The organism is Actinomadura sp. KC216, from assembly GCF_004348535.1.
In the GTDB taxonomy this organism is placed as follows: domain Bacteria; phylum Actinomycetota; class Actinomycetes; order Streptosporangiales; family Streptosporangiaceae; genus Spirillospora.
On sequence record NZ_SMJX01000214.1, the window covers coordinates 1 to 14,525 of the forward strand.

The following is a 14,525-nucleotide window of genomic DNA, read 5'->3' on the forward strand; positions in this document are numbered from 1 at the left end:
GCCCACCGCCCTCCAGCCTCACGAACGCCTCCCAAACGACTCGACCCACCTCCAAATCCCATCGACGGCACCCGCCACCACGGGGGGCAAGATCGCCCGCCAACCGACCCCGCGCGACCGCCATCGCGCCACCCCGTCACTCATCGGCTGACCATCCCGATACCAGCCGCCCGTCATCCGCGCCGCCCCAATGCCCCGGGCAACCGGCCCTCAGTCCCGACCTGCCGACAGGCCCATCGGCGGCGCCCGTCATCCGTACTGGACCGCGTTGCCGAGAACTGACCGTCCTCGACCGCGCCGTCCGCACCAACCCGCTAACCCGGTCCGGACGGCCACTCCGACACCTGTCGCCTCAACACCCGCGCGACCTGCCCCCGCCAACCGGCCCTCAGGGACGCCGACCGGCCTCCAGTCCCGTCGACAGCGCGCGCCATCCCAGCCAGGGCAACGTCGGCAGCCCACCCCCTGACCACGCTCGACCGTGCCGTCCCTACCGACCGGCTGCCCTTCGGCAGGTCAGCCATTCCGGCACCTGCCGACTCAACATCCGCGCAGAGCTGCCCTCAGCCGGCTCTCAAGGTCGCCGACCTGCCTCCGGGCCCATCGGCGGCGCCCGCCACCCAGGTCTGGACCGCCTCGCCGAGAGGTGATCGCGGTGGGCCGTGCCGTCCCTATCGACTCGCTGGTGCTTGGCTGGACGGGCGTTGGCTCGAATCTGTCCGGTTGTTCTGGTGGCGCGCCGATCGGGCCTCGGGATCGCCTTCCGGGGGCCGTGGCCCACGGTAACGTCACCCTCGTGGAGGCGTTGGTTACCGAGTGGCTGCCGTGGCGCACCGCTATGGATCGGGCACTGTACGGAGAAGGCGGTTTCTATCGGCGCGGTGAGCGTCCCGCCGAGCATTTCCGGACCTCGGTGCACGCTTCCCCGCGGTTCGCCCTCGCCATCGCACGTCTCCTCGTGGAGGTCGACGCCCTGCTCGGCCGGCCCGACCGGGTGGACATCGTCGACATCGGCGCGGGGTCGGGGCGGCTGCTGAGCAACATCCTGGCCTGCGTCCCGTCCGAGCTGGCGTCCAGGCTCGCTCCGACCGCGGTGGAGATCGCGCCGCGTCCATCCGACACCCCCTCACAGATCGCCTGGCGGAGCCGGTTGCCGGAGCGCATCACCGGTCTCGCCGTGGCCAACGAGTGGCTCGACAATGTGCCCCTGGACGTCGTCGAACGCACCCCTGACGGCGTCCGCACCGTGTTAGTTCAACCGTCCACTGGCACCGAACGTCCTGGGCCCGCGCCGTCCGACGAGGACCGTGACTGGCTTGAGGACTGGTGGCCCCTTCAGGAGCCCGGCGACCGCGCCGAGGTCGGCCATCCGCGCTGCGCCGCCTGGGCCTCCGTGGTCGGACGGGTCTCGCGGGGGCTCGCGCTGGCCGTCGACTACTCGCACTCTCGCGAATCGCGTCCCTCGTACGGCACGTTGACCGGCTACCGCGACGGCTTGACCGTCCCCGCCGTCCCGGACGGCTCCTGCGATGTCACGGCGCATGTGGCGCTCGATGCGTGTACCGCGGCCGGAGAGCGCGCCGGCGCCACGTCCACCCTCCTGACGACCCAGCGCACCGCCTTGCGGGCGCTCGGTCTCTCCGGTGCCCGCCCGCCGGTGGATCTGGCCCACCGGGACCCCCGTTCCTACGTGGCGGCCCTCTGCCACGCCGGAGAGGACGCCGAGCTGACCGACCCGTCCGGTCTAGGCGGCTTCGGCTGGCTCGCTCAAACCGTGGGCATCGCCCTCCCTGCCGTCCTGCGTCCCTAAACACCGTCTCTCCTGACCTGCTGGCGGATGGACCCGGCTCCTATGCCTGGTCGAGGTCAGTACTGGGTCTGGAGGTTCTCCGGCCCTGTTGGTCTCAGGCCCGCCCCCGCATGGTCGGCGGTGGCGTGGGGCGGGTTGTCGGCTCGTACGACGATCAGCGTTCCACGTGGAGGGCCTTCAGGCCGCGTAGGACGAAACCGGGCTTCCATTGCGGTTCGGCGGACAGACGGAGGTCGGGGGCGAGGCGGAGAAGCGCTCCATAGGACTCGGCGAGTTCGATCCGCCCGAGCGGGGCACCAAGGCAGTAGTGGATGCCGAGACCGAACGTGATGTGCGGGTTCGGGTCGCGCGACAGGTCGAGCCGGTCGGGATCGGCGAACACCTCTGGGTCGCGGTTGGCGGACGCGAACTGCAGCGCCACCTCGGCCCCGCGCGGAATGGGAACACCCGCGACGGTGATGTCCTCCAGGACCCAGCGCTCGAACATCGGCGCCGGGGTGTCATAGCGCATCAGTTCTTCGACGGCCGTGGGGATGAGGGAAGGATCGGCCCTGAGCCGTTCCAGTTCGCCCGGGTTGCGGAACAGCGCCCACCAGCCGTTGCCGGTCGCGTTGACGGTCGCTTCATGACCGGCGTTGAGCAGCAGGACGCAGGTACCGATCAGCTCGTCCTCGGTGAGCCGGTCGCCTCCGTCCACGACGTGGGCGAGGGCGGTGATGAGGTCGTCGCGCGGCTCGTCGCGGCGGGTGCGGGCCAGGCGGCGCAGGTAGTCGGAGAACTCGACGGCGGCCCGGACGGCCGTCCGCTGGACCTCCTCGGGCGGGTTCAGCTCGTACATGCCGCAGATGTCGGCGGACCATGGGCGCAGGAGGTCCCGGTCCTCCACGGGGACGCCGAGCATCTCGGCGATCACATTGACCGGCAGCGGCTCGGCGACCTCGGCGAGCAGATCGCCGCCGCCCTTGGCGGCGAGCGCCCCCGCAAGGTCTCCGGCGAGCCGCCTGATGGTCGGGCGCAGCCCCTCCACCATGCGGGCGGTGAACGCCTTGGACACGAGGCGCCGCAGCCGGGTGTGCGTGGGCGGTTCCATGTCCAGCATTCCGGCCCTGACGAGGTCCCAGAAGGGTTTGAGGAAGTCGGCCTCCGGTTCCTGGCCGAACTCCTCATGGCCGGCGATGTGGAGGTACGTCCGCCCGAGACGGCGGTCCCGCAAGAGAGCGTTCACGTCCTCGTATCGGCTGATCACCCACTGGCCGGTGGGTTCGTCGAAATACACGGGACGGTCGGCGCGGAGCCGCTCGAACGCCGGGTAGGGGTTCGCCACGAACTCCGGAGACCAGGGGTCATAGGCCAGAACACTCATGTCTGTCGATGTTCGCATCTCATGCACTTCCCGGCCACACCTTTCCTCGGCCGACCGTCGTGAACTAAGGGCGTTCATGGTGCGCCGATACCGTCCGCACACGCTCCACGTTTCGCTTGAATGGGGGCGATGCGCGCCCACCTGCGGACGCGCGCCCGGCAGTGCGGCGAACTGGGCCAGGGACCTCACGGTGCGTCATGAGCAACCCGTCCTCCGGCGGGAGTCTCATGCTCGTGTGGGCGCCGCGCACATTCTCGAATCCGACTCCACTCTGCCGACGTACGAGCGGCATGGGCGCCCGTCGACATCCGACGGCCAAACACTTCGCGATCTGGGCGATCATTCGCTACTCCCCCGGTGAGGCGACGATGGGTGGTCGGCCCGCCCTCCCCCCGGCGAGCGGGCCGACCGGGATCCATGTTCGACGAGCGCGGACGGACCCGGAAGTAGAACGCGATTCTGTGGATAAGTCGGTCAGCGGGCCCAGCGGGTCGGGTCCCCGCCGGCTCGGCGGGCGGCGAGGGCTCGGCGCGCGGTCGATTCCACGATGGCGCGGGCCTCGCCCAGTTCGCGGTCGGTCGCGGCCACCTGCACCGGTCCGGGAGGCGCATCGACATGGACGGTGGCCAGCCCGAAGAGGCGTTGGAACGGGTTCATGGTGAGCCGGACGCTCTGCGCGCGCGCGTGGGCGATCACGTCGGTGCGTCGGCAGGGCCAGCCGTGCCTGGCCACGAAGACGACGTCGTCTGTGCCGGCACCCTCCGCACGGTCGATCGCCACTGCCTTGGACGATGCGGGGATGAGCGAGACCGCGTCGACATGGGTTCCGGGGAACACCTGCGAGACGAGGTGCATGGCGACGTGCCGCGGGGCCACGGGCAGGAGGGTCGACGACAACGCCTGGCGCTCTCCCGCGTAGCCGGCGACGGTGACCTCGACACGGGCCCAGCCGAGGGAGCGCCAGATCGCCGGCTCGACGATGCTGACCGCCTGGACACGTCCCGGAGGGAGCGTCTGCATCCGGGTCTCCAGGAGGCCGTAGCGGAGGCGGATCCCGTCCGGTGACATCGCGACCGTGAAGTTGGCGTACATCACGAGGGGGGCGATCACGGCCCGGATGAGCGCGAGCAGGACGGGGATGGTCACCGCCAGGATGCCGCCCTCCGTGTACATCACCAGGAACAGCAGGGATGCGAAGAAGAGCAGGACCGTCCCAAGGACCGGCAACCGCACGACGAGTGACCCGAGCAGGGCGCCGAACGGGACGCGCCACACGTGTCGTTCCGGTGCCTCGGGTGTGTGACCGGGCAGACCGGCGGCACGCGCCAGCAGTTCGGCACGCAATTGCATAGCGGAATGGCGCCCCAGATAGCGGAGCGCGATCTCGCTGTGCGCGCCTCCGGCGAGTTCCACACGCACTTCGGCAAGGGCGAACACACGGGTGACCAGGGGACGGACGAGGTCTATGGCCTGGATACGCGAAAGCGGGATTCGACGCTTGTTCTTGCGGAGTACACCGGTCTCCGCAACAAGGTCGTCACCGTCAACGCGGAAACGTACGGCGAGCCACGTCCAGAGGCCCGTTCCCACCGCGATCAGCCCCATCGGGATGCTCACGATGAGGAATCTGGCGATCACTTCGGGAGTGAGCGCCAGCGTTATGCCGTCATCCGTCTGGGTCAGCAGCAGGGGAAAGCCGAGCAGGACGAAGTAGATGATGAGGAAAATGAACGCGCGCAGTGGCGCCGTCGCCCAGTGGAGCCTGTGCGTGCCCTCGGAGAACCGGATCGGTGGACGAAAACCGTGCGATGGGACATATCCGTAGGGAGGACGAGGCGGCCCGTACGGTTGACCCGGAGGGGGCGCACCGTGAGGTGGCGGTTGTGGGCCATAAGGCGGGCGGCCATTGGGGCCGTACAGTCCGTAAGGGCCGGGCTGACCTGACGGACCATAGGGGCCGGGCTTCCCTGGCGGCCCGGAACGGCCGGGCAGACCCGATGGGCCGTAGGGGCCGGGCTGGCCTGGTGGGCCATATGGGCCGCTCATAGACCCATGCTCCGTTCCTCGCCCTTCTGGGCGAGGCGGTCGCGCAGCTGGGCGGCCTCCGAGGCGGGCAGGCCGGGGATGGTGGCGTCCGTGGCCGCGGCGGCGGTGTGCATCCGGACGGTCGCGATGCCCATCCACCGCTCCAGCAGTCCAGCCGTGACGTCCACGAACTGCATCCGCCCGTATGGGACGACGATGAGCCGCTTGACGAGGACCCCATGGGTGACGATGAGGTCGTCCGCACGCTCGGCGTAGCCGAACGCCCGGCGGTCGAGTTCGGCCACCAGCCAGCTGAGGACGGCCAAGAACACGACGGCGGCCACCCACATGGTGGCCGGGACCACGCCACCGTTCCTCCAGACGATGAACCCGCCCACGCCACCAACCGGAATCGCCCAGAGGACGGCGCTGAGAAGCCTGTGCAGAGCATGGCGTTTCGAGATCGGTGACCAATGCAGGCCGCCGCCTGCCGCAAACGCCTGGTCCGCTCTGTAGACGGGCGGCTCTGACGGCCGATTCTGGTCCGGCGGGTAGTGTGCCGGTACCTGGCCTTGACCGGGAGAACCCGGCGGTTGACCGCCGTGTCCTGGGCCGGAAGGCGCGGGCGGACGCGCCGCGCCCTGGGCTCCAGAGTTCGCGGCGGGCTCGAATGGCGGTTCGCCGTGGCTCGCGTTCATTGCCTCCTAGTCAATCGGATAACGAGTGCCGCTCGCCATGCGACCATGAAGCGGTGACCGGAGCGGCGGAGACGCGACCATGACCACCGAACGGATCGTCGGTATCGGTGCGGGCGCCAAGGAGCTCGCCACCGAGGACATGACTTTGAACATCGGCCCCCAGCACCCGTCCACGCACGGTGTGCTCCGGCTGAGGCTGACCTTGGACGGCGAACGCATCTCGGCCGCCGAGCCCATCATCGGCTACATGCACCGGGGAGCGGAGAAGCTCTTCGAGGTCCGGGATTTCCGGCAGATCGTCGTGCTGGCGAACCGGCACGACTGGCTGTCGGCGTTCTCCAGCGAACTGGGTGTAGTCCTCGCCGCCGAGCGAATGCTGGGCATGGAGGTCCCGGCCCGCGCCGTATGGGCGAGGACGCTCCTCGCAGAGCTCAATCGCATCCTCAACCATCTGATGTTCCTCGGCTCGTACCCACTTGAGGTAGGCGCCATCACCCCGATCTTCTACGCGTTCCGTGAGCGTGAGGCGTTGCAGCGGGTGATGGAAGAGGTCTCCGGTGGACGCATGCACTACATGTTCAACCGCGTCGGCGGGCTGAAAGAGGAGCTTCCCGCCGGTTGGACGGCGCGCGCGCGGAAGACGGTGTCCGAGGTCCGTGGGCGCATGGGAGACATCGACGACCTCATCATGGGCAACGAGATCTTCCGGGCCCGGACGAGAGGCGTCGGAGTGCTCACGCAGGAGCAGATCCTGCAGTACGGGGTGTCCGGGCCGATCGCACGCGCGTCCGGCCTTGACTTCGACCTGCGCCGCGACGAACCGTACCTCGCCTACGGAGACCTGGACGTCCGCGTCGTCACCCGCTCGGAGGGCGACTGCCTGGCCCGGTTCGAATGCCTGCTGGACCAGGTGCACGCGTCCCTCGACCTCGCGGACGCGTGCCTCGACCGCCTGGCCGAGCTCCCGCCCGGCCCCATCAACCAGCGGCTCCCGAAGGTTCTGAAGGTTCCGGAGGGTCACACCTATGCCTGGACGGAGAATCCGCTGGGCATCAACGGCTACTACCTGGTGTCGCGTGGCGAGAAGACACCGTGGCGCATGAAACTGCGGTCTGCGTCGTTCAACAACATCCAGGTCCTGAAGGAGCTACTGCCCGGCAACCTGGTCGCGGACATGATCGCCATTCTGGGCTCGATGTTCTTCGTCGTGGGCGACATCGACAAATGACGGGCCGGGGCCCCTGCGACAATGGGACAGCGTCAGGCGCGGGACGCTCCACGGTTGCGTTCCTCTTCGTCCGGGTCCTTAGGCACGCGGCAGGCGTACTCCAGGAAGAACGCGGCGGCGACTAGCACCGCCGCGGCGAGGAACGTCCCGCCGCTGACGAAGAAGTCCTGGCGTGGCGTCGGCTTGTCGAGCGACGAGGCGAGGCTGGCGGCGAACCCGGCGAAGATGCCCGCGATGACCGCGGCGGAGTGCGCGCTGGCCTTGCCCAGGGCGGCGAGCCGCGCGACCGCCATCGGCTCCAGCGGTTTGGGCGACGCTTTGCGGCGCTCTTCTGGCCGGCGTAGGGCGTCGGGCCTGCGGCGGAGACGGCGCAGCACGTTCAGGCCAGTGAAGCCCTCACCGAGCGCCAGCAGCAGCAGGGTGGGGACCGCCGTCCACGGCAGCGGCGGCAGCGACAGGTAGGCGGAACGCAACACCGCCCAAGTGATCACCGCTATGACGACCACGAGGGCGACGAGGAACAGGGGGCGGGACGGCTTCATGCAGGCTGCTGGAGGGCCAGGTCTTCCCGGCGGCGAACGACCGACGGACCACCCTCCGACTGTTTGGCCTGGGCGAGGTCACCGACGCGGCCGTGCCCGGGGAGCAGGACGTCAGGTTCGATGTCGGCCCACGGGACGAGCACGAAGGCCCGCTCGTGCGCGCGCGGGTGCGGAAGCGTCAGATCGGGATCGTCGGACGAGACGTTACCGAACACGACGATGTCGATGTCGAGCGTGCGCGGCCCCCAGCGGACCTCGCGTTCCCGCCGCATCGACGTCTCGATGTTCAGCACGCGTTCGAGGAGGTTCTCCGGTGGCAGCCGCGTGTCGGCGATGAGCACGATGTTCAGGAAATCGCCCTGCTCCGGAATGGTCTCGCCAGGCGGCGCGTACGGGGTGGTTTCGTAAACGGGGGAAAAGGCCACGAAGTTCAGCCCTGGTGCGTCGAACAGCGCGTCCACGGCCTCCTGGATGTTGTCCAGGCGGTCTCCGAGGTTGCTGCCGATCGAGAAGACGACGCGGTGCTCGACCAGCATGTGGCCGCCGGTGGCGGTGCGGTCGGGCATGCGGTCGGAAGTTGTCATGGGCGACTCCTCCTGATCTTCACGGCCACGTCCGTGAAGGGGTGCGGCACCGGGGCGCTCGGCTTGTGGACGGTGATCTCCACCTCGGAAACCGTCCCATCTTCCAGACATATTGTCGCCAACCGGTCTGCCAGTGTTTCGAGCAGGTTGACGGGTTCTCCCTCGACCACGGCGACCAGGCGGCCGGCGAGCGTTCCGTAGTCGACGGTACGCGAAAGGTCGTCCCCGGCGGCGGCCGGACGGGTGTCGAGACCGAGGACCGCGTCCACCACGAACTCCTGCCCGAGCTCGCGCTCCGCGGGCAGGCATCCGTGCCGCCCTCGCGCCCTTAGGCCGCGCAGCTCGATGCGGTCGAGACTCATTCTTCCTCTGCATCCGCGACGTTGAGGACAGGGGAACCGTGGTGAAGCAGGAGCCTCCACTCACCGTCCGCCCGTACGAACACGTTGGTGGCCACGATGCTTCCCCCTGCGAGGAATCCGGCCTCGGTGTCCTCGTCGGCGGTGAGAACGTTCTCCTTGCACGTCACCACCGCGTGGTCGCCGTAGACGTCGGTTTCCACGTCGGTCAGCACGAACTGTATGTAGGTCGTGTTGGCCATGATGAGCGCCCAGGAACGCAGCACCTCTTCGCGTCCGCGCAGCATCGTCCAGCCGGGGTGCACGCAGGAGACGCCTTCGGCGTACGGGCCGTCCGCCCATACGTCGGACATGCGGTCGAAGTCACCGGCCTCGAACGCCGCGTAGAACTCGGCGTGGACCTCGTCCACGTCAGCACGGTTCACGGCATGGCTCATGGGCGCTGACTCCCATCGTCGGCGCGAACGTCAGCCGCGGCTTGGCCAGGACCGTCTTCGGCAACGGGACGGGCCGCGCGCATTGCGGCCGCCACCCGCACGGCATCCGCATTCGGCCGGACGCGATGGACCCGCACGCACCACGCACCCGCGGCGGCGACCAGCGATGTGATGGCCACAGTGGCGTCGTCGCATTCGAGGAACGGGCGGCGCGTCCCGTCGGGCTCGGCCAGAAGCCTGGTGAGGAAGTTCTTGCGGGACGCCCCGACCAGGACGGGATAGCCGAGCGCGGTGAAGGCGTCCAGATGCGCCAGCAACGACCAGTTGTGCCCGGCCACGGGGTTCTTACCGAAACCGAGCCCTGGGTCGAGCACGATCATCGATGGATCGACGCCCTCGGCCAGTACGGCGTCGACTCTGCTCAGCAGTTCGTCGCGCACCTCCCGCACCACGTCCTCGTAGACGGCGCGCGACTGCATGTCATGGCTGTGACCACGCCAGTGCACCACGACGTAGGGGACGCCTGCCGCGGCGACGACCTGCGGCATCTGGGGATCGGCCAGGCCGCCGCTGACGTCGTTCACCAGCCGGGCGCCCACTTCCAGGGCGGCTTCCGCCACTTCGGCGCGCATTGTGTCGACGCTGACCGGCACGTTCTCGCTGGTGAGCGCTTCTATGACGGGAATCACGCGCCGCAGTTCCTCGTCCCGCGACACGCGCTGCGCCCCGGGCCGGGTGGATTCACCGCCCACGTCGACGATGTCGGCGCCCGCCGCGACGAGATCCAGCCCGTGAGCGACGGCCTTCTCCGGGTCGAACCAGGCACCACCGTCAGAGAACGAATCAGGGGTGACGTTGACCACGCCCATGACGAGGCAGCGCCCTGGCGCGGGCAGCCCCGGAACGGCGGCAATGGTCATGCACCCAACCCTATGCCTTGAACTCGCCCGGCCGGGGCGGCGCCTCCGCTCGCCCGCGCCGTCGGGCCCGGCGGCGACGCCTCGCCCGTCCACCGCACCCGGTCGGGGGCCGGAGCCGCCCGACGCTCCAAGCGCGGGCGCCCGACGGCAGCAGAACGGGCCTCAGCGCGACGCTGAGGCCCGTTCACACGTTCGATGCCCCCGAAGTCGGACGGACGGTCAATAGCGGCCGAGAATCAAGCTCATCGCCTCGGACCGCGTCTCGGCATGATCACGGAAGTCGCCGCGGACCGCCGACGTCACCGTCTTCGCGCCCGGCTTCCGGACCCCGCGCATCGTCATGCACAGATGCTCGGCCTCGATCACCACGATCGCGCCGCGCGGCTCCAGCACGCTCATCAGCGCGTCGGCGACCTGGCTGGTCAGCCGCTCCTGCACCTGCGGGCGACGCGCGTACACGTCCACCAGGCGCGCCAGCTTCGACAGTCCGGTGATCTGGCCCCTCTTGTTGGGCGTGTACCCCACGTGGGCCACCCCGTGGAACGGCACCAGGTGATGCTCGCAAACGGAGTACACCTCGATGTCCTTCACCAGGACCATCTCTTCGTGGTCGGCGTCGAACACCGTCGTCAGCGCGTCCTCCGGCTGCTGCCGCAGGCCCGCGAACTGCTCGGCGTACGCACGCGCGACCCTGGCCGGAGTCTCGCGGAGCCCGTCGCGTTCAGGGTCCTCACCGATGCCGATCAGGATCTCCCGGACGGCCTTCTCGATCCGAGCATGGTCGAACCCTGGGGGCTCCTCCAGGATCCGTGCCTCGCCTTCGACGAACGCACGGCCCGCCTCACGCGCGGCCTTCTCCGTCTCAGGCGCGGGCTTAGCGCCCGTCGTCCACCGGTTCTGCTCGGCGCCCGTGCGCGGCTCACCGGAGGACGGTGTCCCGTCCCCCGGTTCGCCGCGCGCCGGTCCTTCGTCCCGCGAATGAGCCAACGCGGTCAGCTTTCGCCCTGGGCCGGGTCGGCGGCCTCAGAGGGGACGCCGCCCTGGCCGTTGTTCTTGGTCAGGTCGGCGACGTCCTGCGGGCCGAGCAGCGCCAGTTCCTTGGGCGTCATGATCGGCGGGCGGTCCGACGGGAGCCGCTTGCCGTAGCCGGTGTAGGAGTTCTGGTGCGGCCGCTTCTGGATCGGCTCGAAGATCCTCAGCACCTGCTCCTTGGAGAGGGTCTCCTTCTCCATGAGGTTGACGACAAGCTCGTCCAGGACGTCCCGGTACTCCACGAGGATCTCCCACGCGGTGTCGTGCGCGGCCTCGATGTAGCGGCGGACCTCGTCGTCGATCGCGGACGCGATGTCCTCGGAGTAGTCGCGCTCGTGACCCATGTCGCGGCCCAGGAACACCTCGCCCTGGCCGGTGCCGAACTTGCGCGCGCCCAGACGCTCGCTCATGCCGTACTCGGTCACCATGTTGCGGGCGATCGAGCTCGCCTTCTCGATGTCGTTGGCGGCGCCGGTCGTCGGCTCGTGGAAGACCAGCTCCTCCGCGGTGCGGCCACCGAGCAGCATGGCGAGCTGGTCGGTCATCTCCGAACGCGTCGTGAGGAACTTGTCCTCCATGGGGAGGGTCATGGTGTAGCCCAGGGCCCGTCCACGCGGAAGGATCGTCACCTTGTGCACGGGGTCGGAGTTCGGCAGCGCGTGCGCCACCAGAGCGTGCCCGCCCTCGTGATAGGCGATGATCTTCTTTTCCTTCTCCGACATGACGCGGGTCTTGCGCTCCGGCCCGGCCATGACGCGGTCGATGGACTCCTCAAGGGTGTCCATGTCGATCAGCTTGCGGTCGAAGCGCGCGGTGAGCAGCGCCGCCTCGTTGATGACGTTGGCCAGGTCGGCGCCGGTGAAGCCCGGCGTACGGCGCGCGATCACGTCCAGGTCGACGTCCGGGGCGAACGGCTTGCCGCGGCCGTGCACGCGCAGGATGCCCTTACGGCCCTCCAGGTCCGGGCGGTCCACGGTGACCTGGCGGTCGAACCGGCCGGGACGCAGCAGCGCCGGGTCGAGGATGTCGGGACGGTTCGTCGCGGCGATCAGGATCACGCCGCCCTTGACGTCGAACCCGTCCATCTCGACCAGCAGCTGGTTCAGCGTCTGCTCGCGCTCGTCGTGGCCGCCGCCCAGGCCCGCACCACGGTGCCGGCCCACGGCGTCGATCTCGTCGATGAAGATGATCGAGGGCGCGTTGGTCTTGGCCTGCTCGAACAGATCGCGGACGCGGGACGCACCCACACCGACGAACATTTCGACGAAGTCCGAGCCGGAGATCGAGTAGAAGGGCACACCGGCCTCGCCGGCCACGGCGCGCGCAAGGAGCGTCTTACCGGTGCCGGGCGGGCCGTACAGAAGCACGCCCTTGGGGATTTTGGCGCCGATCGACTGGAACTTCGCCGGGTTCTGCAGGAAGTCCTTGATCTCTTCCAGTTCTTCCAGGGCCTCGTCGGCCCCGGCCACATCGGCGAAGGTGGTCTTCGGGGTGTCCTTGGTGATGAGCTTGGCCTTCGACTTGCCGAAGTTCATCACGCGAGAGCCGCCGCCCTGCATCTGGTTCATGATGAACAGGAAGATCAGCACGATGACGACGATCGGCAGAAGGCTGAACAGCAGGTTCAGGAAGAAGCTCTGCTTCGGCACGTCGACGTTGTAGCCACCGGACAGCTTGCCCGCATCGGCCTGCTTCTGCAGTTGCTCTTGGAGGCGAAGGCCTTGGCCGTCGACCCAGGAGGCCTGCTGCTGCTTGCCGTTGGTGAGCGTCAGCTCGATCCGCTGGTCCTTGTCAATGATCTTGGCGGACTTGACCTGCCCAGCGTTGATCTCCTGGACGACCTTGGAGGTGTCGACCTTCTCGTAGGAACGGCCGGGGTTGACGCCCCACATGACGAGGGCGACCAAGAGGCCGAACAGCAGGATCCACAGCAGCGGCCCGCGAAAATAGCGCTTCACGTCCATTTATCCGGTTACCCCTCCGGGGCCCGTCCCTCCTGACCAACGTCTGTGTACGATCCTCGTCCGTCCCGGGGGACGGACGCCGGGGCGACCAACAAAAAGCGTCCCACGAGCGGCCCGGCGCCCGGGGGCTCCCGAACCGCCGTGGCGGCTTCCCTCGTGTGGCTCCCCGACCCGAGGGTCCGGGACAACGACGGTACACCGCAGGATGTAGCAGACGCAGCCGACGCCGTTCTCCTGCATCCCTTCCATATACCCGTCAACGACCTTTGCAACGATTCGTCACGGTACCTTTGTTCCCTGAGGCCGCCCCCAGCGCCCCTGCGACGTGCTAGGGACCGCCGCGGACGTGCTAGGCGCCGCCGCCGTACACGTGCGGGGCGAGCGTGCCGACGAACGGCAGATTCCGATACTTCTCCGAGTAGTCGAGTCCGTAGCCGATGACGAACTCGTTCGGGATGTCGAACCCCACGTACCGGACCTCGACGTCGGTCTTGACCGCGTCCGGCTTGCGCAGGAGCGCGCAGATCTCCAGCGAGGCGGGGTTGCGCGAGCGCAGGTTGCTCACCAGCCAGGACAGGGTCAGGCCCGAGTCGACGATGTCCTCCACGATCAGGACGTGCCGGTCGAGGATGTCGGTGTCGAGGTCCTTGAGGATGCGCACGACGCCCGACGACTTCGTGCCCGACCCGTACGACGACACGGCCATCCAGTCCATCGAGGCGGGCGAGTGCAGCGCCCGCGCCAGATCGGCCATGATCATGACGGCGCCCTTGAGGACCCCGACGAGGAGCAGGTCCCTGCCCGCGTAGTCGGCGTCGATCTGCCCGGCGAGCTCCTGCACCTTGGCCTGCAGGTCGGCCTCCGGGATGAGCACCTTCGCCAGGTCCGTGCCCAGGTCCTTCTCGTCCACAACCCCACCCTCATCGCTCAGACCTCGCCCGTCCGGTGGGACGGGCATCACCGCGCGCCGTTTTCGCCGTTCACGCAGCGGGCGCGCCATGCGAGGTTCGTGTGACGATCCGCACACGGCGCGATGTCAAACCGGGCCGAACAGCAGCCTCCCATACCGCCGAACGGCTCGAAGCCCCCCGGGCAGATCCACGTGCCGCTGGCCGTGCCAGGCCGTGACCAGCCGATCGACCGCATCGACATGGACGGCCGCGAGCGTACCTGGTGGACTTCCCGCCTTGACCGCCGCCATCCGCATTACACGAGTACGGACGGCTGTGGGGAGGTTTTCGAGCCCTTCCAGACGAAGCGCCACGGTGTAGCCGTCCTCCGGGGCCTCCAGGTCGTCGAAAGCCTGGGCGGCGAGCTCGTCTAGGGCGTCCGCGTCAGCGCGCAGCATCTTCGCCGTGCGCGCGAGGGCTTCGGTCACGCCTGGGCCGAGAGCCTTCTCCAGCGCGGGCAGAGCCTCGTGGCGTACGCGCACGCGCGCGTAGGCGGGATCGACGTTGTGGGGGTCGTCCCAGGGTTCGAGGCCCATCGCCTCGCATGCCCTGCGGGTGGTGCCACGGTCAAGCTCAAGCAAGGGCCTCAGATAGCGGACGCTCCGTTCCCGCC

The 14,525-nt window shown here is 68.8% G+C and carries 14 protein-coding genes; 2 read left to right on the top strand and 12 right to left on the bottom strand.

Translation table 11 applies throughout. From position 1 onward, the window contains the following. Positions 1-796: 796 nt before the first annotated feature. A complete protein-coding gene (locus E1264_RS29330; protein WP_347813431.1) occupies positions 797-1,810 on the top strand; it encodes an SAM-dependent methyltransferase in 1,014 nt (337 codons plus the stop codon). Between the two features lie 154 nt (positions 1,811-1,964). Here the strand turns inward: E1264_RS29330 and E1264_RS29335 are convergent, their stop codons facing one another. The 3 genes from E1264_RS29335 to E1264_RS45505 form a co-directional block, all read right to left on the bottom strand. Beyond that, entirely contained in the window at positions 1,965-3,173 is a 1,209-nt protein-coding gene (locus tag E1264_RS29335) for a cytochrome P450 (protein WP_132178692.1), read from the bottom strand. A 474-nt stretch (positions 3,174-3,647) separates the two neighbouring features. Beyond that, positions 3,648-4,790, bottom strand: coding sequence for a PH domain-containing protein (locus E1264_RS29340; RefSeq protein WP_243711238.1), 1,143 nt, complete (start codon positions 4,788-4,790; stop codon positions 3,648-3,650). 425 nt (positions 4,791-5,215) lie between these two features. Further along, positions 5,216-5,563 carry a PH domain-containing protein gene (locus E1264_RS45505; protein ID WP_243711237.1) on the bottom strand — a complete coding sequence of 116 codons (348 nt, stop codon included), beginning with the start codon at positions 5,561-5,563 and terminating at the stop codon, positions 5,216-5,218. 412 nt (positions 5,564-5,975) lie between these two features. Here E1264_RS45505 and E1264_RS29350 point away from each other — a divergent pair, with 412 nt between their 5' ends. Continuing rightward, complete coding sequence (locus E1264_RS29350; protein ID WP_132178695.1) at positions 5,976-7,124, top strand: NADH-quinone oxidoreductase subunit D; 1,149 nt, start codon at positions 5,976-5,978, stop codon at positions 7,122-7,124. 32 nt (positions 7,125-7,156) lie between these two features. Here the strand turns inward: E1264_RS29350 and E1264_RS29355 are convergent, their stop codons facing one another. From E1264_RS29355 to E1264_RS29395, 9 genes are all read right to left on the bottom strand, one after another. Continuing rightward, positions 7,157-7,666, bottom strand: coding sequence for a DUF3180 domain-containing protein (locus tag E1264_RS29355; RefSeq protein WP_132178696.1), 510 nt, complete (start codon positions 7,664-7,666; stop codon positions 7,157-7,159). Continuing rightward, positions 7,663-8,250, bottom strand: coding sequence for a 2-amino-4-hydroxy-6-hydroxymethyldihydropteridine diphosphokinase (folK, locus tag E1264_RS29360; RefSeq protein ID WP_132178697.1), 588 nt, complete (start codon positions 8,248-8,250; stop codon positions 7,663-7,665). The genes E1264_RS29355 and folK overlap by 4 nt, the downstream gene beginning before the upstream one ends. Then, a complete protein-coding gene (gene folB, locus E1264_RS29365) occupies positions 8,247-8,612 on the bottom strand; it encodes a dihydroneopterin aldolase (RefSeq protein WP_132178698.1) in 366 nt (121 codons plus the stop codon). The genes folK and folB overlap by 4 nt, the downstream gene beginning before the upstream one ends. Next, on the bottom strand, positions 8,609-9,046 hold the full coding sequence (locus E1264_RS29370; protein ID WP_132178699.1) for a nuclear transport factor 2 family protein: 438 nt from the start codon (positions 9,044-9,046) through the stop codon (positions 8,609-8,611). Before E1264_RS29370 ends, folB begins: the two co-directional genes overlap by 4 nt. Further along, positions 9,043-9,966, bottom strand: a complete 924-nt coding sequence (gene folP, locus E1264_RS29375; RefSeq protein ID WP_132178700.1) for a dihydropteroate synthase — start codon at positions 9,964-9,966, stop codon at positions 9,043-9,045. The genes E1264_RS29370 and folP overlap by 4 nt, the downstream gene beginning before the upstream one ends. A gap of 219 nt (positions 9,967-10,185) precedes the next feature. Beyond that, complete coding sequence (gene folE, locus E1264_RS29380; protein WP_132178704.1) at positions 10,186-10,773, bottom strand: GTP cyclohydrolase I FolE; 588 nt, start codon at positions 10,771-10,773, stop codon at positions 10,186-10,188. A 185-nt stretch (positions 10,774-10,958) separates the two neighbouring features. Continuing rightward, complete coding sequence (gene ftsH / locus E1264_RS29385; protein WP_132178701.1) at positions 10,959-12,962, bottom strand: ATP-dependent zinc metalloprotease FtsH; 2,004 nt, start codon at positions 12,960-12,962, stop codon at positions 10,959-10,961. A gap of 349 nt (positions 12,963-13,311) precedes the next feature. Then, the gene (hpt, locus tag E1264_RS29390) at positions 13,312-13,872 is read right to left on the bottom strand and encodes a hypoxanthine phosphoribosyltransferase (RefSeq protein ID WP_132178702.1); all 561 of its coding nucleotides are present in this window, start codon (positions 13,870-13,872) and stop codon (positions 13,312-13,314) included. A gap of 126 nt (positions 13,873-13,998) precedes the next feature. After that, positions 13,999-14,525, bottom strand: a 527-nt coding sequence (locus E1264_RS29395; protein WP_207936369.1) for a TilS substrate-binding domain-containing protein, incomplete at its 5' end; no start/stop codon positions are given.